The organism is Piscinibacter sp. HJYY11, from assembly GCF_016735515.1.
Classification (GTDB): domain Bacteria; phylum Pseudomonadota; class Gammaproteobacteria; order Burkholderiales; family Burkholderiaceae_C; genus Rhizobacter.
In genome coordinates, this window is record NZ_JAERQZ010000001.1 from 3,314,342 (window position 1) to 3,337,604 (window position 23,263).

19 protein-coding genes are annotated in these 23,263 nt (G+C 70.7%); 10 read left to right on the plus strand and 9 right to left on the minus strand.

The window, feature by feature from the left end; all coding sequences use genetic code 11:
- Nucleotides 1-61 precede the first annotated feature (61 nt).
- The 4 genes from JI745_RS15360 to JI745_RS15375 all read left to right on the plus strand — a co-directional run bounded on the left by JI745_RS15360 (nucleotide 62) and on the right by JI745_RS15375 (nucleotide 4,661).
- The gene (locus tag JI745_RS15360; RefSeq protein WP_201808484.1) at nucleotides 62-1,039 is read left to right on the plus strand and encodes a DUF2157 domain-containing protein; all 978 of its coding nucleotides are present in this window, start codon (nucleotides 62-64) and stop codon (nucleotides 1,037-1,039) included.
- Nucleotides 1,032-2,654: a GDYXXLXY domain-containing protein gene (locus tag JI745_RS15365; RefSeq protein ID WP_201808486.1), complete on the plus strand. Its 1,623-nt coding sequence runs from the start codon at nucleotides 1,032-1,034 to the stop codon at nucleotides 2,652-2,654. Before JI745_RS15360 ends, JI745_RS15365 begins: the two co-directional genes overlap by 8 nt.
- Before the next feature lie 3 nt (nucleotides 2,655-2,657).
- The gene (locus JI745_RS15370; RefSeq protein WP_201808492.1) at nucleotides 2,658-3,419 is read left to right on the plus strand and encodes a fumarylacetoacetate hydrolase family protein; all 762 of its coding nucleotides are present in this window, start codon (nucleotides 2,658-2,660) and stop codon (nucleotides 3,417-3,419) included.
- A gap of 96 nt (nucleotides 3,420-3,515) precedes the next feature.
- On the plus strand, nucleotides 3,516-4,661 hold the full coding sequence (locus JI745_RS15375) for a thiolase family protein (RefSeq protein WP_201808494.1): 1,146 nt from the start codon (nucleotides 3,516-3,518) through the stop codon (nucleotides 4,659-4,661).
- A 3-nt stretch (nucleotides 4,662-4,664) separates the two neighbouring features.
- On the opposite strand, the gene JI745_RS15380 is transcribed toward JI745_RS15375, so the two are convergent.
- Together JI745_RS15380 and JI745_RS15385 are read right to left on the minus strand one after the other, a co-directional pair.
- On the minus strand, nucleotides 4,665-6,584 hold the full coding sequence (locus tag JI745_RS15380; RefSeq protein ID WP_201808496.1) for a PhoX family phosphatase: 1,920 nt from the start codon (nucleotides 6,582-6,584) through the stop codon (nucleotides 4,665-4,667).
- Between the two features lie 95 nt (nucleotides 6,585-6,679).
- A complete protein-coding gene (locus tag JI745_RS15385; protein ID WP_201808504.1) occupies nucleotides 6,680-7,282 on the minus strand; it encodes a TetR/AcrR family transcriptional regulator in 603 nt (200 codons plus the stop codon).
- Nucleotides 7,283-7,421: 139 nt separating this feature from the next.
- Between JI745_RS15385 and JI745_RS15390 the strand changes: the two genes are divergently transcribed.
- Entirely contained in the window at nucleotides 7,422-8,195 is a 774-nt protein-coding gene (locus JI745_RS15390; RefSeq protein ID WP_201808506.1) for a ferredoxin--NADP reductase, read from the plus strand.
- A 101-nt stretch (nucleotides 8,196-8,296) separates the two neighbouring features.
- On the opposite strand, the gene JI745_RS15395 is transcribed toward JI745_RS15390, so the two are convergent.
- On the minus strand, nucleotides 8,297-8,488 hold the full coding sequence (locus JI745_RS15395) for a hypothetical protein (protein WP_201808508.1): 192 nt from the start codon (nucleotides 8,486-8,488) through the stop codon (nucleotides 8,297-8,299).
- Between the two features lie 141 nt (nucleotides 8,489-8,629).
- On the minus strand, nucleotides 8,630-12,106 hold the full coding sequence (locus tag JI745_RS15400; RefSeq protein WP_201808510.1) for a PAS domain S-box protein: 3,477 nt from the start codon (nucleotides 12,104-12,106) through the stop codon (nucleotides 8,630-8,632).
- A gap of 107 nt (nucleotides 12,107-12,213) precedes the next feature.
- Here JI745_RS15400 and JI745_RS15405 point away from each other — a divergent pair, with 107 nt between their 5' ends.
- Nucleotides 12,214-12,864: a restriction endonuclease gene (locus tag JI745_RS15405; RefSeq protein WP_201808512.1), complete on the plus strand. Its 651-nt coding sequence runs from the start codon at nucleotides 12,214-12,216 to the stop codon at nucleotides 12,862-12,864.
- Here JI745_RS15405 and JI745_RS15410 read toward each other — a convergent pair.
- On the minus strand, nucleotides 12,861-12,998 hold the full coding sequence (locus JI745_RS15410) for a hypothetical protein (protein WP_201808514.1): 138 nt from the start codon (nucleotides 12,996-12,998) through the stop codon (nucleotides 12,861-12,863). The two genes, JI745_RS15405 and JI745_RS15410, sit on opposite strands and share 4 nt — an antisense overlap.
- 108 nt (nucleotides 12,999-13,106) lie before the next feature.
- Here JI745_RS15410 and JI745_RS15415 point away from each other — a divergent pair, with 108 nt between their 5' ends.
- Complete coding sequence (locus JI745_RS15415) at nucleotides 13,107-14,129, plus strand: M14 family zinc carboxypeptidase (RefSeq protein ID WP_201808515.1); 1,023 nt, start codon at nucleotides 13,107-13,109, stop codon at nucleotides 14,127-14,129.
- 4 nt (nucleotides 14,130-14,133) lie between these two features.
- Here the strand turns inward: JI745_RS15415 and JI745_RS15420 are convergent, their stop codons facing one another.
- Nucleotides 14,134-14,736 (minus strand): FMN-dependent NADH-azoreductase, encoded by a 603-nt coding sequence (locus tag JI745_RS15420; protein WP_201808517.1) that lies wholly within the window; start codon nucleotides 14,734-14,736, stop codon nucleotides 14,134-14,136.
- A gap of 114 nt (nucleotides 14,737-14,850) precedes the next feature.
- On the opposite strand from JI745_RS15420, the gene JI745_RS15425 reads away from it, so the two are divergent.
- The gene (locus tag JI745_RS15425) at nucleotides 14,851-15,819 is read left to right on the plus strand and encodes a LysR family transcriptional regulator (RefSeq protein WP_201808519.1); all 969 of its coding nucleotides are present in this window, start codon (nucleotides 14,851-14,853) and stop codon (nucleotides 15,817-15,819) included.
- A gap of 92 nt (nucleotides 15,820-15,911) precedes the next feature.
- On the plus strand, nucleotides 15,912-16,436 hold the full coding sequence (locus JI745_RS15430; RefSeq protein WP_201808521.1) for a LapA family protein: 525 nt from the start codon (nucleotides 15,912-15,914) through the stop codon (nucleotides 16,434-16,436).
- A 6-nt stretch (nucleotides 16,437-16,442) separates the two neighbouring features.
- On the opposite strand, the gene JI745_RS15435 is transcribed toward JI745_RS15430, so the two are convergent.
- From JI745_RS15435 to JI745_RS15445, 3 genes are all read right to left on the minus strand, one after another.
- The gene (locus JI745_RS15435; protein WP_201808523.1) at nucleotides 16,443-19,568 is read right to left on the minus strand and encodes an efflux RND transporter permease subunit; all 3,126 of its coding nucleotides are present in this window, start codon (nucleotides 19,566-19,568) and stop codon (nucleotides 16,443-16,445) included.
- Between the two features lie 14 nt (nucleotides 19,569-19,582).
- On the minus strand, nucleotides 19,583-20,755 hold the full coding sequence (locus tag JI745_RS15440; protein ID WP_201808525.1) for an efflux RND transporter periplasmic adaptor subunit: 1,173 nt from the start codon (nucleotides 20,753-20,755) through the stop codon (nucleotides 19,583-19,585).
- Nucleotides 20,756-21,030: 275 nt separating this feature from the next.
- Complete coding sequence (locus tag JI745_RS15445; protein ID WP_201808527.1) at nucleotides 21,031-22,146, minus strand: hypothetical protein; 1,116 nt, start codon at nucleotides 22,144-22,146, stop codon at nucleotides 21,031-21,033.
- Nucleotides 22,147-22,289: 143 nt separating this feature from the next.
- On the opposite strand from JI745_RS15445, the gene JI745_RS15450 reads away from it, so the two are divergent.
- On the plus strand, nucleotides 22,290-23,258 hold the full coding sequence (locus JI745_RS15450) for a YafY family protein (protein ID WP_201808532.1): 969 nt from the start codon (nucleotides 22,290-22,292) through the stop codon (nucleotides 23,256-23,258).
- Nucleotides 23,259-23,263 lie beyond the last annotated feature (5 nt).

Sequence of the window (23,263 nt, forward strand, 5' to 3'; positions counted from 1 at the left end):
GTGGGAGCCTTCTGACAGCTCTGCGAAGATGCGCGCCACCAAGGTCAGGAGGAACGGGAACATGAACCTTCGATGGGCGCTGCACGCGCTGGCCGACACCCACCGACTCGACGACGCGGCGCGGCGCCGCCTGCTGTCGCTGGGGGGCGTGGGCGAAGAGCCCTCGCACCTCACCCGCGGGTTGCCGCGCGGCCTGGCGGTGGTGGCCGCGGCGCTCGTCGGCTTGGGCGTGGTGGTGTGGATCGCCGCCAACTGGGAGACGATTGGCCGCATGGGCCGCTTCGCGCTGCTGATGGCGCTTGTCGGCGCGACAGGACTGGGTGCGGCGCTGCGGCCGGCGGCGCGGCCGGCGCTCGGGCTGCTGGCCTTCCTCGGCATCGGCGCCTTGTTCGCCTACTTCGGGCAGACCTACCAGACCGGTGCCGACCCGTGGCAGCTCTTTGCGCTGTGGGCGGCGCTCGGCATCCCGCTGTGCCTGGGTGCACGCAGCGACGTGCTGTGGGCACCGTGGTCGCTGGTGGCGATGGTGGGCATCTCGCTGTGGGCCCTGGCCCACCTCGGGCACCGCTGGCGCGTGGAGCCGGGCGACGTGACCGTGCACGGCCTCGCGTGGATCGCGGCGCTGTGCGTGGTGGCCGCCTTGAGCGCGCCGATGCGGCGCGTGACCGGCGCGGGCCTGTGGGGCCTGCGCTGCGCGGCGACGCTCGCGGTGGTGATGGTCACCGCGACCGCGCTCGGCGGGCTCTTCCACCGTGACGTGGCGCCGCACTACGCGCTCGGCCTGCTGGTGCTGGCGGCCGGGGCGCTGCTCGCGGCACAGCGGCGCAGCTTCGACGTCTTCGTGCTGAGTGCGACGGCCCTCGCGCTCAACACCCTGCTGGTGTGTGGCCTCGCGCGCCTGCTGTTCAAGGACCTCGACGGCGACGCGATCGGTGCGCTCTTCCTGCTGGGCCTGGTCGCCGCCGGGCTGCTGGCGGGCACGGTGAGCGGCATCCTGAAGCTGTCTCGCCACCATGGACAGGAGGCCGGCCATGCATGACCGCCTCGACGAGGTGATGGCGCGTGCGCGCGCCGAGGGCCTGCTGCCCGACGACGCGGTGCGGCCCGGCGGCGAGCAGCGGCCCTGGCCGGTGGTGTTGCTCACGGCGCTCGGCGCCTGGCTCGCCGCCGTCCCGCTGCTGGGCGTGGTGGGCCTGCTGCTCGGGCCGCTGGTCAACAACCCCGTCGGGCCGTATCTCGCGGGCGGCCTGTTGCTCGCCGGCTCGGTGGTCGTGCTGCGCTCGTCGCAGGTGCCGCTCTTCGTCGAACAGCTGGCGGTGCCCGGGGTGCCGGTAGGTGGTGGTGCGCTCGGGTTCGGCTTCTTCCAGCACCTGCCGCATGCGATGGCCTCGCTGTTGCTCGCTGCGGTGGCGGTGGGGCTGGCGCTCGCCGTCCGGCAGGCGTGGCTGCGCACCCTGCTCGGCGTGGCGGCGGCCGCTCTGGTGGGCCTGGCGCTGATGGAGCGCAGCGTGTTCCGTTCGCATGGGTGGGAGACCGCGTGGCTCGCCGCGCACCTGCTGCTGGCCGTCGCGGCGCTCTCGCCGTGGTGGCAGGGGCGCTGGCGTGGGCATGGCGCCGCGCTCGAGTCGCTGCTGTCGGGCTGGTGGCTGGCGGTGCTGGCGAGCCTCGCGGTGCTCGCCGGCATGACCTTCCTCGTGGGCGGTGTGTTCGGCGGCGGCCTGGCTGCCGAGGTGGGGCGCGAAGTGGCGGGTGCGGCAGGCCGCGGCGTGCAGGTGGCGGACCTGTTGCGCGGCGTGAGCGCGCTGCTGGCGCTGGGCGCGGGAGGGTTGGTGTGGCGCGCTTGGCCCGGGGCGCGCGGTGGGGCGCTCGGGGCCGCGGTGCTGTGTGCGGTGCTGCTGTCGTTCTTCATGAGCACGCTGGGCGGCACGCTGCTCGCGCTGGCCTGCCTGGCCGTCGCCGGGCGCTGGCGGCTGGCTGCGGCGGCCGGCGTGGCGCTGGCGTGGATCGTCGGGGCCTTCTACTACGCCCTCGCGTGGGACCTGGCGACCAAGGCGCTCGTGCTGGTCGGCGTGGGCGCGGTGCTCGGCGGGGCAGCCTGGTGGCGGCGCTCACCCCGCACCGAGGGCGCGGCCGGCGCCCCGCGCGCGCCGCTCGATCGCCGGGCCTGGTACGTGGGCGGCGCGACGGCGGCGACGCTGCTCGTCGCGGCCAGCGCCATCTGGCAGAAGCAGGACTTGATCACCAACGGTCAGCCGGTCTTCGTGCGGCTGGCACCGGTCGACCCGCGGTCGCTGATGCAGGGCGACTACATGCGGCTCAACTTCAACGTGCCGGCGGAGCTGCTCGACCAGCCACCCTCGGCCACCGCCGAGCGGCCCAAGGTGGTGGCGACCCGCGACGTCCGCGGCGTGGCCACGCTCACGCGCGTGGCCCAACCCGGCGAGGCGCTGGCCGCGGGCGAGCTGCTGTTCGAGCTGACGCCCAAGGGCGGCGGCTGGGTGCTGGTGAGCGACGCGTGGTTCTTCCGCGAAGGCGATGCTGCCCGCTGGGAGAACGCCCGTTACGGCGAGTTTCGTGTGATGCTCGACGGCCGTGCGCTGCTGGTGGGCATGGCCGACGAACAGCTGCAAGCGATCAAGCCCTGGAAGGAGTGAGCGATGTCCGCGACCGATGCCGTGATCGACGCCTTGTTGAAGGCTCGCCGTACCCGCGTGCCCGCCGACGCCGCGCCGCTGGCGAATGCGCTGGTGTCGCCTGACGACGCGTACCTCGTGCAGCAGGCCGTGGCCCATGAGATGGGCTGGCTCGACGCGGGCGTGCCCCAGCACTGGAAGTCGGGCGGCGCCTCGCGCACTGCAACGCTGATGCACGGCGCACTGCCGGACGAAGGCGTCTGGGCCAGCCCGGCGCAGCTCGGCGACTGGCCGTTCCGCCTGCGCTACATCGAAGCGGAGATCGCCCTGCGGATCGGCCGCGATGTGGACGCGGCGTTGGCCGCCTCGCTCGACCACGGGGCGGCCGCCACGCTGGTGGATGCGATGACGGTGAGCATCGAGGTGGTCGACTCGCGCTGGCAACAGGGGCTCGGCGCGCCGGTGCAGCTGCGCCTCGCCGACCTGCTCTCGCACGGCGGCCTGGTGCTCGGCGACTGGCTGCCCTACGCGGCGCGCGACTGGTCGGCCCAGGCCTGCCGCGTGCAGATCGGCGCCGCGGTGCACGAGTTCCGCGGCACCCATTCGCTGCAGGACCCCGCCTACGTGCTGCCCGACTGGCTGCGCCACGCCACCGCCGACGGCGGCACGGTCACGGCCGGCACGGTGGTGACCACCGGCACCTGGTGCGGCGCGCTCGAGGCGCAGGGCGGTGATGCGGTGAGCGTGCAGTTCGCCGGCATCGGCGAAGCGCGGCTGCAGTTCTGAGTTTCTGACGGTGTGAAGCGTGTCGCCAAGGCGGCATGCAGAGTCTCTGGCGCGTTGATATGATGAGCATCATGTAATGCCACCCAGGAGCTCACCGTGACCTCTGCCGTGATTGCCGGATATGCCCGCACCCCGTTCCACTTCGCCAAGAAGGGCCGACTCGTCGGCGTGAGGCCCGATGACCTGGCCGCCACCGCGGTGAAAGGCCTCCTCGAGCGCACGAAGGTGAACCCGGCCGACATCGAGGACCTGATCCTCGGCTGCTCCTACCCCGAGGGCGAGCAGGGCCACAACATGGCGCGCATCGTGGTGTTCCTCGCCGGCCTGCCCAACACGGTGGCCGGCACCACGGTCAACCGCTTCTGCGGCTCGGCGATGACGGCCATCCACATCGCCGCCGGGCAGATCGCCATCGGCGCCGGCGAGGTGTTCGTCTGCGGTGGCGTGGAGTCGATGACGCGCGTGCCCGATGGTGGCTTCACGCCGTCGCCCAACCCGGCGCTGCGCGCGCGTTACCCCGAGGCCTATTTCAAGATGGGCGAGACGGCGGAGGTGGTGGCCGAGCGCTATGCGGTGTCACGCGTGGCGCAGGAGGAGCTCTCGGTGGAGTCGCACCGCAAGGCCGCGCGGGCGCAGGAGCTGGGCCTGCTGCGCGACGAGATCGTGCCGGTGACCACGCCCGAGGGCGAGGTCGTCGACAGCGACGGCTGCATCCGCCCGGCCACCTCCATGGAAGGCCTGGCCGGCCTGAAGCTCGCGTTCCGCGAGCCGGGCCACGGCACGGTGACGGCGGGCACCTCGTCGCCGCTCACCGACGGCGCCACCGCGGTGCTGGTGTGCTCGGAGGACTACGCGCGCCAGAACGGCCTGCCGATCCTTGCGCGCATCGTCTCGACCGCGGTCGCCGGCTGCGCGCCAGAGGAGATGGGCATGGGCCCGGTGCCGGCGGTGAAGAAGGCCCTGGCTCGCGCGGGGCTGACGGTGAACGACATCGACGTCGTCGAGATCAACGAGGCCTTCAGCAGCCAGGCGGTAGCCTGCCTGCGTGAGCTGGGCATCGCGCGCGACGTGATCAACCTCGATGGCGGCGGCCTCTCGATCGGGCACCCCCTCGGGGCGACCGGGGCACGCCTGGTCGGCAAGGCCGCGACGCTGCTGCAGCGCGAAGGCAAGCGTTATGCGCTCGCCACGCAATGCATCGGCGGTGGGCAGGGCATTGCCACCGTCCTGGCGTCGGTCTGACCCTTAGGTCCCGATCAGGCCCCCGTCGCGCTTGCGGATCACCACCGTCGACGAACGTGGCCGGCCATCCGGCCGCTGGTCGGGCCAGTTGGAGTAGCGCCGCGGGTTGGCCGGGTCGCTGCGCTCGCTGGGCGTCTCGCCCGGGTGCTGGACGTTGATGAACATCGTGCGCCCGTCGGGCGTGGCGGTGGCACCGGTGATCTCGCAGCCGGGCGGGCCGACGAGGAAGCGGCGGATCTCGCCGGTCTTCGTGTCGGCGGCGAGCATCATGTTGTTGCCGAGGCGGGCGAACTCGCCCTTGCCCATGACGGTGCTGCTCATGTCGGTCTGGATCCACAGCACGCCGCGGCCGTCGACCCACAGGCCATCGCAGCAGGCGAAGGCGTCGCCTTTGATGTTGCCCTTGGCTTCGGGCCGCTCGTTGGCGGGGTCGCCGGCGAGCACGAAGTGGTTCCACGCGAAGCTCGTGCCATCGTGGTCGCCGTCTTCGCGCCAGCGGATGATCTGGCCCATGACGTTGTTGGCGCGGGGGTTGGCCGCGTCGACCCCCGCCTGGCCGGGCTGGCCGCGATTGCTGTTGTTGGTGAGCGTGCAGTAGACCCAGCGCTCGCGGTCGATGGCGATCCACTCGGGCCGGTCCATCTTGGTGGCGCCGAGTGCATCGCTCGCCTGCCGTGCCTTGATCAGCACCTCGCCGGGGTCGGCGAAGCCGTTGGCGGGGGTGAGCGGGCCTTGTCCGTGGGTGAGCGGCAGCCAGCGGCCGCGGCCGTCGGCGTCGAAGCGGGCCACGTAGAGCGTGCCGTGGTCGAGCAGCTCGGCGTTGGCGGCGTAGCCGCCCGGGCGGATGGCGTCGCGGCTCACGAACTTGTAGATGTATTCGAAGCGCGCGTCTTCGCCGGAGTAGACGACGGCGCGGCCGTCCTTCGTCACCGCGACGGTGGCGCCTTCGCGCGCGGCGCGGCCCAAGGCGGTGCGCTTGACGGGTGTCATCGTCGGGTCGAAGGGGTCGATCTCGACGACCCAGCCGAAGCGGTTGTGCTCGTTGGGGTGCTTGGTGGTGTCGAAGCGTTCGTCGTGCTCGTGCCAGCGGTAGTACTGGCCCATCTCCTTGCGCTGGCCCCAGCGGCGCTGGTGGGCGTCGGGCTGGTCGGGGCCCTGGAAGTAGAAGGCGAAGTTCTCTTCCGAGGTGAGGTAGCTGCCCCAGGGCGTGATGCCGCTCGCGCACTGGTTGAGGATGCCCAGCACGCGCCGCCCCGTCGGGTCGGCGGCCGTCCGCAGCATCGGGTGGCCGGCGGCCGGGCCGCGCAGCTCGACGGGGGTGTAGGCGGTGATGCGGCGGGCGTAGCGCGAGGGCCGCACCACCTCGACCGTGCCGTCGTCGCCGCGCTTCACCTCGATCACCGCCACACCGTGTGCCGCCTGCGACTTGCGCACCTTCTCGGCCGACCAGTGGGCCAGGCCGTCGGTGTGCAGCAGGCCGTCGTCGCTGTACTCGTGGTTGATCGCGAGCAAGCCGGTCGTGGCGGTCAGGGGGTAGTAGTGCATGCCGTCGTGGTGCATGCCCATCTGCACCTCCTGGTCTGCGGCGGAGTTGCTGGCGTCGAACCTGAACGCGGGGCTGCGCCCGGCAATGCCCACCGGATCACCCCAGGGCGCAAGCGGCTGGGCGACGTAACCCTCGGGCACGGTGATGGTGTCGGCGGTGGTGGCGGGCACGCTCTTGAAGCCGAGCAGCGGGCCGGTGCTCGTGGCGGAGCCGGGGCCGGTGGCGCAGCCGGCCAGGCCCAGCGGCGCGAGCAGGCCCGTCACGGCCACCCCTGCGCCACCTTTGAGCAGCGTGCGGCGGGCCGGGTCGCTGATGTCGTGGATGCTGGGGTTGGAGGAGCGGTTGCTGTCCTCCATGGTGGAGAAGTCCTTGGCCATGGCGTGCGGGCGGGTTGGGAAAACGCCCATTGGAGCGCCGCTTCATGACAAGCACCACCCCGGGATGGCCCCCTGGGGCTTTTCCGGCCGGACGCTCAGGCGTCCTTCACGGGCAGCGGCAGCTGGAGCCGCGCGCGGATGGCCTGGCGCGAGGCACGCAGGATGGCGCTGGAGTGCTCGGGGTCGGCGATCGAGCGGGCCAGCACCACGGCGCCGACCATCTCCGACAGCAGCGAGACGGCGCCGATGCCGGGCTCGTCGTGGCCCAGGCCTTCCAGCTGGCCGGCGATCAGCGTCGTGAGGCGGGCAGCGCCCTGCTCGAAGGCCACCCGCGCTTCGGGCACGAGCCGCGGCAGGTCGGCGGCCATCGTCGCGATGGGGCAGCCTTCTTCGCGGTGGTCGCGGTGGTAGCGCGAGAGGTAGAAGGCCACGTAGGCGGCCAGGCCCTCGCCGGCGGGCTTGCCGGCCGAGAGCTCCTCGAAGTAGGCGCAGGCGGTGTCGAACATCTCGCCGATGGCGGCGACCAGCAGCTCGTCCTTGCTCGCGAAGTGGGCGTAGAAACCGCCGTGCGTGAGCCCGGCGCGGCCCATGATGGCGGCCACGCCGATGCGGTCGGGGCCTTCCAGGCGGATGGCGGCCGCGGCCTCCTTCAGCACGCGGGCGCGGGTGCGTTGTTTGTGGTCGGCGTCGTAGCGCATGGGGTGGATGATATGACGAACGAAATATAACGGCCTGGCCACCCGAGGTGCAGCCAGGGCCGCGGCCCCGGGCTTGAGGGACGCCGCGCTGGGCGTGACCTGCGACAATGCGGGTTTTTCCGGGTTTTGGATTTTCCGCATGAGCAACCTCTTCGACGCCAAGGTGTTGAGCGTTCGTCACTGGACCGACCGGCAGTTCTCGTTCACCTGCACCCGCGACCCCGGCTTTCGCTTCCAGAGCGGCCAGTTCACGATGATCGGCCTCGAGGTCGACGGCAAGCCGCTCTTGCGCGCCTACAGCGTGGTGAGCCCGCACTGGGAAGAGACGCTCGAATTCCTCAGCATCAAGGTGCCCGACGGCCCGCTCACCTCGCGCCTGCAGCACATCCAGGTCGGCGACACGGTGAAGATCGGCCGCAAGGCCTCGGGCACGCTGCTCACGCAGAACCTCTTGCCCGGCAAGAACCTGTACCTGCTGTCCACCGGCACGGGCCTCGCACCCTTCATGGCGATGATCCGCGACCCCGAGGTGTACGAGCTCTACGAGAAGGTGATCCTCGTGCACGGCTGCCGCCAGGTCGGCGAGCTGGCCTACGACGAGGTCATCACCAAGGAGCTGCCGGCCAACGAGTACTTCGGTGACCAGGTGAAGGAAAAGCTCATCTACTACCCGACCGTCACGCGCGAAGCCTTCCGCAACCAGGGCCGCATCCCGGTGCTGATGGAAACCGGCAAGCTGTTCCACGACATCGGCCTGCCGCCGATGAGCAAGGAAAACGACCGCTTCATGCTGTGCGGCAGCCCCGAGATGCTGCGCGACACACGCGCCTTGTTCGACAAGGCCGGCATGACCGAGGGCAACATGAGCCACCCGGGTCACTTCGTGATCGAGCGGGCGTTCGTCGAGAAGTGATGACAGCCCCCACGTCGCTGCGCTCCTGCCCCCCGAGGGGTCGCAGCCCGGCTTCGGGCGGCCGGGCGCCGGGCTGACCGCGCCAGCAGAGCCGAGTCAGGCTAGCCGAAGAAGAGCTTGAAGAGCTCGGGCTCGTCGACTTCGCGCGTCACGAGCCCGCGGATCGGTTCGTGGTAAGGCGCAGGCTGATGCGCCGTCACCAGGTCGGCCGGCATGGTCACACCCCAGGCGGTGTTGAATTCCTGGGCCGCGTTGCGGCGCGCGATCATCTCGTAGGCGTTGGCGGTGTTCATGGAGCCGTCCCTCAATCTGTGTCTGGATGTGAAGGCTATCGGCTGCGCCAACCTCGGGATGAACCGAAAAGCAAGCCCTCCGGCCGCCACTTCATCACCCGCCTGGCATTCGCGTGATTTTGTTGGCCGAATGCGCGCCGCTCAGGTGGTGACCGCCCGGCCGTCGAGCCAGCGCAGCACGCAGGCATAGAGCCGGCTGGGGGCGACCGGCTTGGTGATGTGGTCGTTCATGCCGGCGGCCAGGCAGACCTCGCGGTCTTCCGCATAGGCGTTGGCCGTCATCGCGAGGATGGGCAGGCGCTGCCGGCCGGCCAGCTGGCGGATGGCGCGCGAGGCGTCGAGGCCGTCCATCACCGGCATCTGCACATCCATCAGCACCAGCGCGTAGTCGTGCGCGCGCACGTGCTCCACCGCTTCGGCGCCGTTGCTCACCACGTCGACGGCGAGCTTGAGGCGGGAGAGGAGGGCGAGCGTCACCTCCTGGTTCACCGGCTCGTCGTCGACCAGCAGCACGCGCGCACCGGCGTGGCGGGCCACGATCTCATCCTGCGGCTGCGGCCGCGTGCCGGCGGCCTCGCCGGGCGGCGTGACGGCCACGCGCAGGCGGGCGGTCATCCAGAAGGTGCTGCCGATGCCGGGCGAGCTGCGCACGCCCACGTTGCCGCCCATCAGCGAGGCCAGGCGCTTGGCGATCACGAGGCCGAGGCCGGTGCCGCCGTACTTGCGCGAGGTGGAGTCGTCGGCCTGCGAGAACGACTGGAAGAGCCGTGCCTGCTGTTCGGGGCTGATGCCGATGCCGTGGTCCTGCACTTCGATGTGCAGCATCACCACGTTCTCGGCCGACTGCGCCACGCGCGCGCGCAGCAGGATGTGGCCGTGCTCGCTGAACTTGATCGCGTTGCTGAGGAAGTTGAGCAGGATCTGCTCGAGCCGCAGCGGGTCGCCGATGAGCAGCGGCGGCATGCCGGGCGCAATCTCCGTGGTGAGGCGCAGGCCCTTGGCCATGGCGCGGTCGCGCAGCATGCCCTGGGCGTTGTCGATGATCTCGGTGAGCACGAACTCGCGCTCCTCCAGCTCGAGCCGGTCGGCTTCGATCTTCGAGAGGTCGAGGATGTCGTTGATCACGCCCAGCAGGTGGTGCGCTGCGGCACTCACCTTGCTGAGCTGCTCCAGCGCATGCGGCTCGTGCTGCAGGTTCTCCTGCAGCAGGTGCGTGAGGCCGATGATCGCGTTCATCGGCGTGCGGATCTCGTGGCTCATGTTGGCGAGGAAGGCGCTCTTGGCGCGGCTCGCGGTCTCGGCCGCGTTGCGCGCGGTCACGAGGTCGGTGGTGCGCTCGTTGACGAGCTGCTCCAGGTGATGGCGGTGGGCCTGCAGCTCCTCGCGCGCGGCGCGCTCCTCCGTGATGTCGATGAAGGCACCGTGCACGCGCGTGATCACGCCCTCGTGGTTGCGCACCGCGTTGCCGAGCGTGCGCACCCAGATGCGGCGGCCGCTCTTGGTGAGGATCTGCATCTCCAGGTCGTAGGCGATGCCGCGCCGCGCGCACGCGCTGAAGGCCTGGTGCACCAGGTCGCGGTACTCGGGCGCGTAGAACTGCCCGGCGTCGTCCAGCGTGGGCGAGTAGCCCGGCGGCATCTCGTGGATGATGGCCGCCTCGTCGGACCACACCAGCCGGTTGTCGCGCAGCGTGACGATCCACGCGCCCATGCGCACGAGCCGGCTCGCCATCTTGAGCAGGCTCTCGCTCTGGCGCAGCTTCTCCTGCGATTCGTGTAGGTCGGTGATGTCCTGCACCACGCCAAGCACACGCGCCGGCTTGCCGTCGTTCATGACGACACGGCCGCGCGAGCGCACCCAGATCTCGCGCCCGGCGGCGGTGACCATCGGGATCTCGACGTCCCATGGCGTGCCGTCGGCGACCGCGGCGGCGATGAGCGGCTCCACCCGCTCGCGCGCGTCGCCGCGGCAGAACTGCCAGCCCTCGGCCATCGAGAACGACGAGCCTTGCGGCACCTCCAGCAGCAGGCACATCTCGTTGGACGTGGTGGTCACGCCGCTCTGGATGTCGAGCTCCCAGCCGGCCACGCGCGCCAGCTCGCCGGTGCTCGAGAGCTGCTCCTCGCGCGAGCGCAGCGCCTGCTGCACGCGGTAGGCCTCGGTCACGTCGCTGAAGACGAGCACCACGCCGGTGACACGGCCCTGCGCATCGCGGATCGGCGCAGCGCTGTCGGCGATCTGGTACTCGCGGCCGTCGCGCGAGAGGAGCGCGGTGTGGTTGGCCAGGCCCACCACTTCGCCGCTGGCGAGCACCGGCTTCACCGGGTCTTCGGCCGGTGTGCGCGAGTCGGCGTTGATGATGCGGAAGACGTCGAGCAGCGGCCGGCCGATGGCCTCGGCCGCCGGCCAGCCGGTCAGCCGCTGGGCGGTGGCGTTCATGCGGGTGATGTGGCCGCGGGTGTCGGTGACGATCACCGCGTCGCCGATCGAATGCAGCGTGGTGGCAAGGTTCTCCTCGCTGTCGCGCAGCGCACGCTCGGCCTCGGCGCGGGCGCGCAGCATGGTGGAGAAGTCGTCGGCCAGCGCGCCCACTTCGCGCGGGGCGCCGTCGAGGGTCAGGTGGGCAAGGGCCTCGGGGTCGGGCGAGACGGTCGCGCGGCGCGCGGCCGCGGCCATCGCCTCCACCGGCCCGCTGGTGCGGCGGGCGATCAGGAAGGCGAGCCCGGCCGCCAGGCCGACCGCGAGCAGCGCAAGGGTGATGCTGAACAGCGTGCGCTCGCGCACCGGGCCGTAGACGGTCTCCACCGGGATGCCGACGGCCGCGTGCCAGTCGGTGCCGCGCACCGGCACCACGCCGAAGATGCGGTTCACGCCTTCGAAGTCGGGCGACTCGCCGGTGCGCGCCTCGCCCGGCGCCAGCTCCTTGAACCAGCGGATGTGCGCGAGGCTCTTGCCGATCCATTCCTCGGGCTTCAGGCTGCTGCCGATCACCGCGCCCTTGCCGTCGACGATGCGGGCCAGCGCACGCGAGGGCAGCTCACCCGGGCCGGGCGCGAGGCGCAGCGTCGTCAGGTCGAGCGACATGGCGATGACGCCGGGGCTCTGCAGGCGGCCGTCGACCTCGCGATCGGGCAGCGGGTAGGCCACGAGCAGGATCCAGCGGTTGGTGAAGACGCCGCGGCTCAAGGGGCCGACGGTGAAGCGCTTGGTCTGCAGCGTCTCTTCCAGCGGGAGGCCGCCGCTCACGCGCATGGGCGTGCCCGGCGGCGGCTCGATCGCGCTGCACACGCGGTCGCCGTGGCGGTTGACGGAGATGAGGTTGGTGTAGGTGGGGAAGAGGCCGCGGAAGCTCTTGAAGAGCGGGTCGCACTGCTCGGCATCGAGCGAGTGCACGCCAGGGCGCTTGGCGAACAGGCCCAGCAGGCGCTCGGCGTTGGAGATGATGGCTTCGGTCTCGAGCGCCGCGCCGCGGGCGGCGCGCAGGGCCTCGACGGCGGCCCGCTCGGCGTCTTGTCTGGCCTGGGTGATGCCGTTGTAGGCGATCAATGCCAACAGCGGCAACGCCGTGGCCAGCACCAGGAGGCTCAGGCGTGCACGGATGGGCAATGCGCGGCGCATCGGGGCATTTCAGCATGTGCGGGAGCCGCACGGGTCCTGGGGGTGCCCGCATTGTGGACACCCGTCTGCTCGGGTAGCCTGCCGGCTGCAACTTCCACCACGCAGCGATGGCATCGGCGCAACAGCGGGGCATCCTCGGTCGGCTGGCCGATGGCATGAAACGGCTCATCGAGCGTGTGCCCGACACGTCGGCCGCCGCGTTGCCGCCGGGGGCCGGGCTGCTCGACGGCATCGGCTGGAGCGAGTTCGAGCGCCAGGTGGCCGAGGGCTTCCGCCATCGAGGCTACGCCGTGAGCGACACCGGCGGCGGCGGGGGCCGCCCCATCGACATGGTGCTCACTCGCGGGCAGGACCGCTTTCTCGTCGACTGCAAACCCTGGCGCACGCTCGCCGTCGGGCCGGCACCGGTGCGCGAGCTGCTCGCGCTGGTGCGAAGCCTGGGGGCGGCGGGCGGCTTCGTCGTCAGCTCGGGCGAGTTCACCGCCGAGGCGCGCCAGCTGGCCGAGGGCCACAAGGTGCAGCTGATCGACGGCAAGGTGCTGCGCGAGCTGCTCAACACCCGCGAGGAGAAGACACAGCCGGTGGTGGTGCGCCGCGAGGGGCCGTTTCCCGACACCACGCTGCCGCCGTCAGCCTGGCGCCTGCGGGCGCAGCCCTGCCCGCTGTGCGGCGGTGCGATGGAAGAAGCCGAGCGACAGGGCCGGCGTGTGCTGGCCTGCGTGCACCACCCGCTGTGCGAGGGCCTGCGCGAGGTCTAGCGAGGCGTGAGAGGCGAGCGGCGCGCGTGGCTGAACCGCGAGCGCCACAGCGCCACCCACTCGACCAGACCCCACAGCAGGGCGCAGCCCAGCGCAGGGGCCGAGCCGAGGAAGAGAGGGCGGGGTCGGGCCATGCCAGCCACCGTATCGGCGCTGTGTGACAGCGGCGTGTCAGCGGCGGGCCGGTGGTATTGCCGCAAGGGTCTGCATCAACTGTCACATCGCGCCGCTAGTCTGGGCGGGTGAACCGCGTCGACTTGCCCGCCCTGGCCGAACTGCAAGGCCTCGTGGACGAGGGCGGCTCGCACCTGCAGCAGCGGGTCGTCTGCGAGGTGCCATGCGGCGACACGTCGCTGCCGGTGCACGTGATCACGCTCGGCAACCCCGGGCCCGACGTGCCGGCGATCGGCATTTTTGGCGGCGTGCACGGCCTGGAGCGCATCGGTGCCGAGGTGGCGCTCGCCTTCCTGCGCAGCCTGGTGATGCGCCTGCCGTGGGACGGCGTGCTGCACCGCCAGCTCGAATCGCTGCGCATGGTGTTCATGCCGCTGGTCAACCCGGCCGGCATGGCGCTCGGCACACGGGCCAATGCGCGTGGGGTGGACCTGATGCGCAACGCGCCCGTCGATGCGGTGGGCCGGGTGCCGTTTCTCATCGGCGGGCAGCGGCGCAGTGCCTCGCTGCCCTGGTACCGCGGCGAAGCGGGCGCGCCAATGGAAGCCGAGAGCGACGCGCTGTGCCGCGTCGTCGAAGACGAGCTGCTCGGTCGCCCCTTCAGCCTGGCGATCGATTGCCATTCGGGCTTCGGCCTGCGCGACCGCATCTGGTTCCCGCATGCGCACACGCCGGCGCCGATCGAGCACCTGCCGGAGCTCTTCGCCCTGCAGCACATCCTCGACCGGGCACTCACCCACCACCGCTACGTGCTGGAGCCGCAGAGCCGCCAGTACCTCGCGCATGGCGACCTGTGGGACCACCTCTACCTGCGCTCGCTCGAGCGATCAGGACACGTGTTCCTGCCGCTCACGCTGGAGATGGGCTCATGGCTGTGGGTCAAGAAGAACCCGCGCCAGCTGTTCTCGCGCCACGGGCTCTTCAACCCGCTGATCGAGCACCGCCAGCAGCGCGTGCTGCGCACGCACGTGAACTGGCTCGACTTCATGGCCCGTGCGGTGGCGAGCTACCGGCGCTGGGTGCCGCTGGACGACGCGGAGCGCGACCGCTTGCGCGCCGAGGCCCGCACCCATTGGTACGGGCCGGCCTGAACGCTCAGGCGGCGACGGTCTCGCCGAAGGCCGCGTCGATCTGCGCCGCAGCCGAGGCCAGGGCCTTCTTCTCGGCTTCCGGGCCCATCGCCAGGCCTTCGGCGTAGAAGAACGTCACGTCGGTCATGCCGAGGAAGCCCAGCACCGCCTTCAGGTAGGGCACCTGGCTGTCGGCCGGCGTGTCGCGGTAGATGCCGCCGCGGGCCAGCGCGATGTAGACCTTCTTGCCGGTGAGCAGGCCCACCGGGCCCTTGTCGGTGTACTTGAAGGTGACACCGGCGCGGGCGATGGCGTCGATCCAGTTCTTGAGCGCGGCGGGTACGCCGAAGTTGTACATGGGCACGCCCAGCACCACCACGTCGGCGGCCTGCACCTCGGCGATCAGCGCGTCGTCCTGCGCCACGCGGGCGGCCTGGGCCGGGGTGCGCTGGTCGGCGGGGGTGAAGAGGGCGCCGAGGGCGGCTTCGTCGAGCGCCGGCACGGGCGCCTTGCCGAGGTCACGCACGGTCAGGGTGGCGTGGCCCAGGCGCTGGACGATGTCACCGGCCAGGCGGGTGGAATGCGACCCGGTGGTGCGGGCGCTGGAGTTGATCTGCAGGACGTTCATCGTGGGCTCCTTGTGGGAAACGTTGTCGATGGAGCCAATGTAGTTATCCCGAATCGAAACCAGAAGACGCTGAAATGGATAACATTGTTCCGCCACTGCAACGATGAGGTGACCATGAACACGATCGAGCCCAACGACCTGCTGCTGTTTGCGCGGGTGGTGGAAGAGGGCAGTTTCAGCCGCGCGGGCGAGCGCCTGGGCCTGCCAAAGTCGACCGTCTCACGCCGCGTGGCCGCGCTCGAGGCGCAGCTGGGTGAGCGCCTGCTTCTGCGCACGACCCGCAAACTCAGCCTCACCGACCTCGGCCACGGCTTGCTCGCGCATGCCCGCCAAGTGGCCGACGAGGCCGAAGCGGCCGCCGCCCTGGCCCAGCACCGCCAGGTGGAGCCGAGCGGGCGGCTGCGCGTCTCGATGCCGGGCGACTTCGCCACCGGCGTGCTGAGCGAGGTGCTGCCGGCCTTTGCGGCACGCTACCCGGCGATCTCGCTGGAGATCGATCTGTCGCCGCGCCGGGTCGACCTGATCGGGGAGAACTTCGACCTCGCCATCCGCATGGGCGAGCTGGCCGACGACGCCACCCTGGCCGCGCGCCTGCTGGCCGATCTGTCGCAAGGCCTGTACGCGTCGCCGGCCTACCTGCAGCGGCGTGGCACCCCGTCCGAGCCGGAAGCGCTGATGGAGCACGACACGCTGCAGATCCTGTCGCGCCACGGCGAGCCCAAGCCCTGGGTGCTGGAACGCGAGGGCCAGCGCTGGGAAGGCATCCCGCCGGCGCGGGCGCGGGCCAATTCCCCCGAGCTGCTGATCCGCATGGCGCTGGGCGGTGCGGGCATCGCCATGGCGTCGGACCACTTCGCCGAGCCCTATGTGCGCAGTGGCCAGCTCATGCCGCTGCTCGTCGACTGGTACCCGCCGAGTGCGCCGGCCTGGGCGGTGTTCCCGGGGCGGCGCCTGATGCCGGCCCGCACGCGGGTGTTCCTCGATGCGCTGCAGGCCGAGTTCACCGGCCCGGCCTGCCAGGCGGCGCACGCCCGGCACGAAGGGATCCGCCAGGACCGTCGGGCGGGTGCGGTGGCGGCATAGCCCGCGTCCCGCAGCGGGACCGGTGCCCGTCCTACAGCGGCGGCCGCGGCGCTCGCCTAGTCTGTGCGCAGCCTTGCCTGAAGGAGACGCCCATGCTTCGCGCCATTGCCCTGTTTGTCGTCGTGGTCCTGATCGGCCTGTTTGCGCTGGTCAACTGGACCGCGTTCACCACGCCCACCACCCTCTCGCTGCTCTTCACCGACGTGCAGGCGCCTCTCGGCCTGATCATGCTCGGCCTGGCGGTGTTCCTCACGCTGCTCTTCACCCTGTGGGCGATCTCGATGCAGGCCTCGACGCTGATGGAGGCGCGCCGCCTGAACCGCGAGCTGCAGGCCCAGCGCGAGCTGGCCGACACCGCCGAGGCCTCGCGCTTCGTCGAGCTGCGCAGCTACGTGGGTGCGGAGCTGCAGCGTTCGATCGCCGAGGCCCACCGCGGGCACGAAGAGCTGCTGTCTCGCCTCACCCACCTGGAAGGCGCGATGCGCCTGGCGCTGGAGCACAACGCCAACTCGGTGGCGGCGAGCCTCGGCGAGTTCGAAGACCGCCTGGAGCGCGGCGACCGGCCGCCGCCCGAGATCCTGTCCCGTGGCGACGGCATTCCGCCGCTGCGCCGCTGAGTCGCCTTACTTGCCCTCGTCGGCCACCAGCGGCGGCGTGCCGGCCGGCGGGTGCTCGTGCGGGTGTTGGTGGTGGTGCCGCTTGGTGTGCTTCGCCACCCACTGCTCGATGTCGTCGACGAAGGTGAAGACGACCGGGATCACGAGCAGGCTCAGGAAGGTGGAGGTGATCAGCCCGCCGATCACCACGATGGCCATCGGTGAGCGGAAGCTCGGGTCCACGCCCAGGCCGATGGCGATCGGCATCATGCCGGCGCCCATCGCGATGGTGGTCATCACGATCGGCCGCGCGCGCTTGTGGCAGGCGTCGAGCAGGGCGTCCCAGCGGTTCAGGCCGTGCTCGCGCCGCGCGAGGATCACGTAGTCGATCAGCAGGATCGAGTTCTTCGTCGCGATGCCCATCAGCATGATCAGGCCGATCATCGACGGCATCGAGAACGCCGTGTGCGTGATGAAGAGCGCGAGGAAGGCCCCCGGGATTGACAGCACCAGCGCCACCAGGATGGTGGCCGGCTGCACGAAGTCCTTGAAGAGCAGCACCAGCACGATGTAGATGCACAGCACGCCGGTCGCCATGGCGAGCAGGAAGCCCGACACCAGCTCGCCCATCGCTTCGGCATCGCCCACTTCGGTCTGCGTCACGCCGGCAGGCAGGTTCTTGATGCTCGGCAGGTTGAGCGCCTGCTCCTGCACCTGGCCGAGCGGCTGCTGGTTGAGCTCGATCTCGAAGTTGACGTTGCGGCGGCGGTCGAAGCGCGCGATCTCGGCCGGGCCGCTGGCCAGCTCGATGGTGGCCACGTTCGACAGCGGCACCGGGCCGCGCGCGCCGGGCACCGGCAGGCGCGAGAGCACCTCGATGTCCTGGCGGCCGGCGTCGGAGAGCTTCACGACGACGGGCACCTGGCGCTCGGAGAGGTTCATCTTCGCGAGGCCCTGGTCGTAGTCGCCGGCGGTGGCGATGCGCAGGGTGTCGGCGATTGCCGCCGAGGTGACGCCGAGGTCGGCCGCGCGCGCGAAGTCGGGCCGCACCACGAGCTCGGGCCGCACCAGGCTCGCGGTGGACGTGACCGCGCCGATGCCGGGGATGGTGCGCAGCTCGCGCTCGACCACCGCCGCGTGCTGGGCCAGCACCCGGCCGTCTTCACCGGCCAGCACCAGCACGTACTTCTCGCTGGACGCGCCCAGGCCCACCTTGACACGCGCACCCGGCAGCACCTCGAGCGCAGTGCGCAGCTGGGCCTCGATGTCCTGCTTGCTGATGCCCTTGCGGTCGTTGCGGTGGGTCATGTTGATCGTCAGCACCGCCTTGCGTACCTCGGCCGCGCCTTGCGGGGCGAAGGGGTCGGCGCCCGCGCTGCCACCGCCGATGGCGGTGTAGACCATCTTGATCTGCGGGTTCTGCTGCACGATCTCGCGCGCCTGCTCGGCGAGCGCGTAGGTGTCCTTGAAGGTGCTGCCGGGCGGCAGCGTCACGGTCACCTGCGTCTGCGAGAGGTCGTCGGGCGGGATGAAGCCGGTCGGCAGCAAGGGCACCAGTGCAAACGAGCCGATGAAGAACACCGCCGCACCCAAGAGCGTGAGCAGGCGGTGCTTCAGGCACCAGCTGACCCAGCCCATGTAGATGGTGAGCCACTTGGCGTCGGTGTGCTCGCGCTTGGGCTTGCGCAGGATGTAGGCCGCCATCATCGGCGTGAGCATCCGCGCGACCACCAGCGAGAAGAAGACCGCGATGGCCGCCGTCCAGCCGAACTGCACGAAGAACTTGCCCGGGATGCCGCCCATGAAGGCGGTCGGCAGGAACACCGCGATCAGCGTGAAGGTGGTGGCGATCACCGCGAGGCCGATCTCGTCGGCCGCTTCCATCGCCGCCTGGAAGGGCGTCTTGCCCTCGCGCAGGTGGCGCATGATGTTCTCGATCTCGACGATCGCATCGTCGACCAGCACCCCTACCACCAGCGAGAGGCTGAGCAGCGTGACCACGTTGATGGTGAAGCCCATCGCGTGCATCACGGCGAAGGTGGGGATGGCCGACAGCGGCAACGCCACCGCGGAGACGATGGTGGCGCGCAGGTCGCGCAGGAAGAGGAACACCACCAGCACGGCGAGTGCCGCGCCTTCGTACAGCAGCTTCATCGAGCCGTCGTAGTTCTCGATCACCGGGTCGACGAAGTTGAAGGCCTCGGTGATGGTGATGTCGGGGTGCTCGGTCTTGAGCTTCTCGAGCGCCGCGCGCACGCCGTTGGTGACGTCGATCTCGCTGGCGCCCCGCGAGCGCACGATCTCGAAGCTGACCACCGGCTTGCCGTTGAGCAGCGCCGCCTGGCGCCGCTCGGCGACCGTGTCGCTGACCTTGGCGATGGCGTCGAGCCGCACGTGGCGGCCGTCGCTGAGCGTGACCTCCATCGCGGCAAGCTCCTGCGCCGTCTGCACGGTGGCGAGCGTGCGCACCGACTGCTCGGCGCCGCCCAGGTCGGCCCGGCCGCCGGAGGCTTCCTGCTGGATCTGGCGCAGCTGGCGCGAGACGTCGGCCGCGGTGATGTTGAGCGCGAGCATGCGCGACGGGTCGAGCTCGACGCGCACCTCGCGCGACACGCCGCCCACGCGGGTGACGGCGCCGACGCCGTTCACCGCGAGCATGGTCTTGCTGACTTGGTTGTCGATGAACCACGACAGCGCCTCGTCGTCCATGCGCGTGCTGGCCACCGTGTAGGTGAGGATCGGCGTGCCCGCGAGGTTGACCTTCTGGATCACCGGGTCGCGCAGGTCGGCGGGCAGGTCGGAGCGCACGCGCGAGACGGCGTCGCGCACCTCGTCGACGGCCTCTTGCGTGGGCTTCTCCAGCCGGAACTCGGCGGTGAGGATGGCCGTGCCGTCCTGCAGCGTGGTGTAGATGTGCTTGAGCCCCTGGACGGTGGCCAGCGAGTTCTCGATCTTGCGCGCGACCTCGGTCTCCATCTGCGCCGGCGAGGCGCCCGGCAGCGAGGCCGTGATGGTGACCATCGGCAGGTCGATGTCGGGGAAATTCTGGACCTTCATCGCCTTGAACCCGAGCAGGCCTGCCAGGGTCAGCATGATGAAGAGGAGGATGGCCGGCGTCGGGTTGCGGATCGACCAGGACGAGACGTTGATCATGGGGCGTCCCTCGTTTATTTCTTCGGCGCGGCGACCGGCTTCACCGAGCCGCCGGGGGCGGGCACCGCGGGCGTGGCCTCGACCACGCGCACCACGTCGCCTTCGGCCAGGAATCCGCCGCCGGCGGCCACGACCTTGGTCTGCGCATCGAGCCCGCTCGTGATCTCGATGCGGTCACCCACACGCCGGCCCACGCCCACCTTGGACTGGGTGACCTTGCTGTCCGGGCCGACCTTGAGCACGTAGTTGAAACCGTCGCGCAGCACCACCGCGCCTTGCGGCAGCGTGAGCGCCTCGCTCTGGCCGATGTCGAATTCCCCGCGGGCGTACATGCCGGCCTTCACGTCAGGGCTGGCACCGAGGTCGACGTAGACGATGCCGTTGCGCGTCTGCGCATCGACGGTCGGGGCGACCATGCGCACCTTGCCGGTGACCGGTGCCGCGGTGTTGGTGGCGACCACGCTGGCCACCATGCCGGGCTTCAGGCGGGCCAGGTCGGCGGAGGCGACTTCGGCACGCCACTCCAGGCGGCCCTGCCGGATCAGGCGGAACAGCTCCTGCCCGGCGGGCAGCACCGCGCCGACGGTCGCGCTGCGCGCCGAGATGATGCCGTTGTCGGGCGCGACCACCTGGGCCTGCGCCACGCGGAGCTGCGCGACCCTGTACGAGGCCTTGGCCGCTTCCAGGCGCGCCTGCGCGGTGCGCTCACCGGTCAGGTAGTTGTTGATCTGCTGGCCGCTCAGGGCGCCGGCCGGGCCCAGCTCGCGGGCGCGCTGCGCATTGGCGGCGGCCTCGCCCAGCATGGCTTCGGCCTCGGCCACCGCCGCCTTGGCCTGCAGCAGGTCGGCCTGCACCGTGTCGCTCGCGAAGACGGCCAGCACCTGGCCCTTCTTCACCACGTCGCCCACGTTGGCCCGCACCTCGGCCAGGCGCAGGCCGTTGGCTTCGGTGCCCACGCTCGCTTCCTGCCAGGGAGCAATGTTGCCGTTGGCGCTGATCTTCATCGGCAGCTTTGCCGTCTGCGCCTGCGTCACCGTGACGGTGAGGGCGGCCTTGACGGGGGCCGCGGCTTTCCCGTCCTTGGCCTCTTTCTTCGGTTCGTCGGCGGCGTGCACCCCCAGTCCGTAGAGGGCAGCGAGCACGAGGGCCAGGGCGGGCAGCAGGATGGTCTTGGGGCGCAGGGTCATGGTGGTGTCGAGGCAAGGCAACGCCGGCACGAGGCGGGGCGCGATGCTGACACGGCCCTGCTGACACCATCGTGTCAGGAAGGAGACCAAGTCAATGCCGCGCCTGCGCACATGCAGGCTGTGTGGGTACTGCGTTTCGAACAGGGACGCGCGTCGGTGCGGGTGGCGCTGCCGACGCTGCGCGGCGTGAACTGGCGATGGTAAACCCGGGCGGGGGATCACCCCTGCGCGCTCCCGCGCGCGGGGTCGGGCACCTTCACATCTTCTTAATGCGATCAGTGCAGAAGAGACAGCTGCCGGGCGGGTTGTACGGCGCGCTGGCGCAGCACGGCGTGCGGCACGTAGCCGCGGCTCTCGAGGTTCCAGCCGTCGGTGGCGGCATCGTTGCTGACCTGCTGCACGTGTGTGGTGCCGAGCTTGCGGGCACTGGCGCGGGCGACCACGCTTTCGCACTGCTCGGCCGTGAGCAGGCTGGCGAAGGCCGTCCAGCGCTGCAGGGTGAGCGGGTTGCGCCACGCATCTTCGATCGCCCAGCGGGCGGCCACGCCTTCGGCGCCCTTGGCTTCGAGCACGCGCGGCAGCAGTGCATGGAAGAAGGTCTGGAAGGCACGGCGTGCGGCCTTGCCCGGCAGCAGGTCTTCGATGCGGGCGATGCGGTGGCTCCAGCCGGCCACCAGCAGCTGCTGGCTGATGAAGGCCTGCAGTGCCTGGGCGGGGTTGAAGAGGCGCAGGCGGTTGGGCGGCAGCACCAGCAGCGGCAGCGTGCAGGCCTCGGCGTGCGACAGCGGCTCGACGAAGCTGCACAGCGTGGCCACGCGCGACCACTGGGCGGCGTTCAGCCCGCCGATGCCGCCGAGCTGGCCCTCCTCGATCAGCTTCGCGAAGCGCTGCGCGTCGCGGAACCCGTGTGCGGCCTTGCCGTGGTTGGCCTTGGTGCTGATGATGGCCAGGTTGCCCGCGGCATAACCGGCGTCGCTGCGCACCCGGTCGATGGACGCATCGCTGCCTTCCATCGTGGCGCTGCTGAGGGCCACGCGCGTGATCGGGCAGTGCGTCACGTCGATCTGCTGCAGGTAGTGCGGCGTCACCTGCACCAGCTCGACGCTGCGGCCGCGCAGCCAGGCGTTCAGGCGCAGCTGCAGCCACTTGCGCACGTGGCGCGTCGGCTCCAGGGTGCGGCGCCCGAAGGTGGCCTGGCCGGCGAGCCAGCCGTTGCGCAGTGCCGAAGGCTCCTGCGCATACGGCGCGGGCGGCGTGACGGCATGGTGCGCGTAGTCCCAGCCGAGCTCGAAGCCGATCTGCTCGTGCGTGGTGAGGGTGGTGGTGGCGTTGTGCAGCTCGAGGGCCGGGTGCTGCTCGATCTTGGCGGGGGACTTGAGTTCGGTCGTCATGGGGTTCTCCGTTGCGGTAAAGCCAGTGTGGCGACCGGGTGGCTCATCAAATGAGCCAGTGCGAGCTGTCGCGGATCCGCATCACCCGGTATGCTCGCGGCCGGTGGCTCATGTGGTGAGCCTGTGCCTTGAGATGAAAGTGCATGGACCGGACCGAACGCTTCTACAAGATCGAGCGCCTGCTGCGTGCCCGCGGCTGCGTGAGCTTCGCCGCGCTGCAGGAGGAACTCGACGTGTCGCCCGCCACGCTCAAGCGCGACCTGCAGTACCTGCGTGACCGGCTTGACGCGCCCATCGTCTACGACCGCTTCGACAACGGCTACCGCTTCGAGCAGGATGCGCGGCACGAGCTGCCCGGCATGTGGTTCAACGAGAAGGAGATCACCGCGCTCTTGACCATGCACCAGTTGATGTCGGGGCTGGACGACGACGGCGTGCTCTCGCGCCACCTGCAGCCGCTGATCGACAAGCTGCAGGGCATGCTCGGCGGCGACGAAGGCGAGTCGCGCGAGCTGATGCGGCGCGTGAAGCTCATCTCCACCGCCCGCCGTCGCGCGCCGAGCCGCCACTTCGAGCTGCTGGGCGGTGCGCTGGTGCAGAAGAAGCGCGTGTGGATGCGCTACTTCAAGCGCAGCGACCGCAAGGAGAGCGAGCGCGAGGTCTCGCCGCAGCGCCTGGTCAACTACCGCAACACCTGGTACCTCGATGCCTGGTGCCACGCGAGCGAGGGCCTGCGCCGTTTCGCGCTCGACGCCATCCGCGAGGCGAAGGTTCAGGACACCAGGGCGCGCCAGGTGCCGCTGAAGGAGCTGGAAGCCGAGCTCGACGCCGGCTACGGCATCTACAGCGGCGCCGGCGCCAAGGTGAAGTGGGCCACGCTGGTGTTCCATGCCGACGCGGCCCAGTGGGTCGCCGCCGAGGAGTGGCACCCCGGGCAGCAAGGCCGCTGGCTCGCCGACGGCCGCTACGAGCTGCGCGTGCCCTACAGCGACCCGACCGAGCTGGTGATGGACGTGCTGCGCCATGGCGACTCGGTCACCGTGACCGGCGACAAAGCCCTTGCCACCCTCATCGCCCAGCGCTTGCGCAGTGCCGCCGCGCAGTACGCTTGACGCCC

Excerpts from the sequence above, each read along its gene's own strand:
- JI745_RS15360 (WP_201808484.1), top strand. The coding sequence starts at position 62 with ATGAACCTTCGATGGGCGCTGCACGCGCTGGCCGACACCCACCGACTC.
- JI745_RS15365 (WP_201808486.1), top strand. The coding sequence starts at position 1,032 with ATGCATGACCGCCTCGACGAGGTGATGGCGCGTGCGCGCGCCGAGGGC.
- JI745_RS15370 (WP_201808492.1), top strand. The coding sequence starts at position 2,658 with ATGTCCGCGACCGATGCCGTGATCGACGCCTTGTTGAAGGCTCGCCGT.
- JI745_RS15380 (WP_201808496.1), bottom strand. The coding sequence starts at position 6,584 with ATGGCCAAGGACTTCTCCACCATGGAGGACAGCAACCGCTCCTCCAAC.
- JI745_RS15385 (WP_201808504.1), bottom strand. The coding sequence starts at position 7,282 with ATGCGCTACGACGCCGACCACAAACAACGCACCCGCGCCCGCGTGCTG.
- JI745_RS15390 (WP_201808506.1), top strand. The coding sequence starts at position 7,422 with ATGAGCAACCTCTTCGACGCCAAGGTGTTGAGCGTTCGTCACTGGACC.
- JI745_RS15395 (WP_201808508.1), bottom strand. The coding sequence starts at position 8,488 with ATGAACACCGCCAACGCCTACGAGATGATCGCGCGCCGCAACGCGGCC.
- JI745_RS15400 (WP_201808510.1), bottom strand. The coding sequence starts at position 12,106 with ATGCGCCGCGCATTGCCCATCCGTGCACGCCTGAGCCTCCTGGTGCTG.
- JI745_RS15405 (WP_201808512.1), top strand. The coding sequence starts at position 12,214 with ATGGCATCGGCGCAACAGCGGGGCATCCTCGGTCGGCTGGCCGATGGC.
- JI745_RS15410 (WP_201808514.1), bottom strand. The coding sequence starts at position 12,998 with ATGGCCCGACCCCGCCCTCTCTTCCTCGGCTCGGCCCCTGCGCTGGGC.
- JI745_RS15420 (WP_201808517.1), bottom strand. The coding sequence starts at position 14,736 with ATGAACGTCCTGCAGATCAACTCCAGCGCCCGCACCACCGGGTCGCAT.
- JI745_RS15425 (WP_201808519.1), top strand. The coding sequence starts at position 14,851 with ATGAACACGATCGAGCCCAACGACCTGCTGCTGTTTGCGCGGGTGGTG.
- JI745_RS15430 (WP_201808521.1), top strand. The coding sequence starts at position 15,912 with ATGCTTCGCGCCATTGCCCTGTTTGTCGTCGTGGTCCTGATCGGCCTG.
- JI745_RS15435 (WP_201808523.1), bottom strand. The coding sequence starts at position 19,568 with ATGATCAACGTCTCGTCCTGGTCGATCCGCAACCCGACGCCGGCCATC.
- JI745_RS15440 (WP_201808525.1), bottom strand. The coding sequence starts at position 20,755 with ATGACCCTGCGCCCCAAGACCATCCTGCTGCCCGCCCTGGCCCTCGTG.
- JI745_RS15445 (WP_201808527.1), bottom strand. The coding sequence starts at position 22,146 with ATGACGACCGAACTCAAGTCCCCCGCCAAGATCGAGCAGCACCCGGCC.
- JI745_RS15450 (WP_201808532.1), top strand. The coding sequence starts at position 22,290 with ATGGACCGGACCGAACGCTTCTACAAGATCGAGCGCCTGCTGCGTGCC.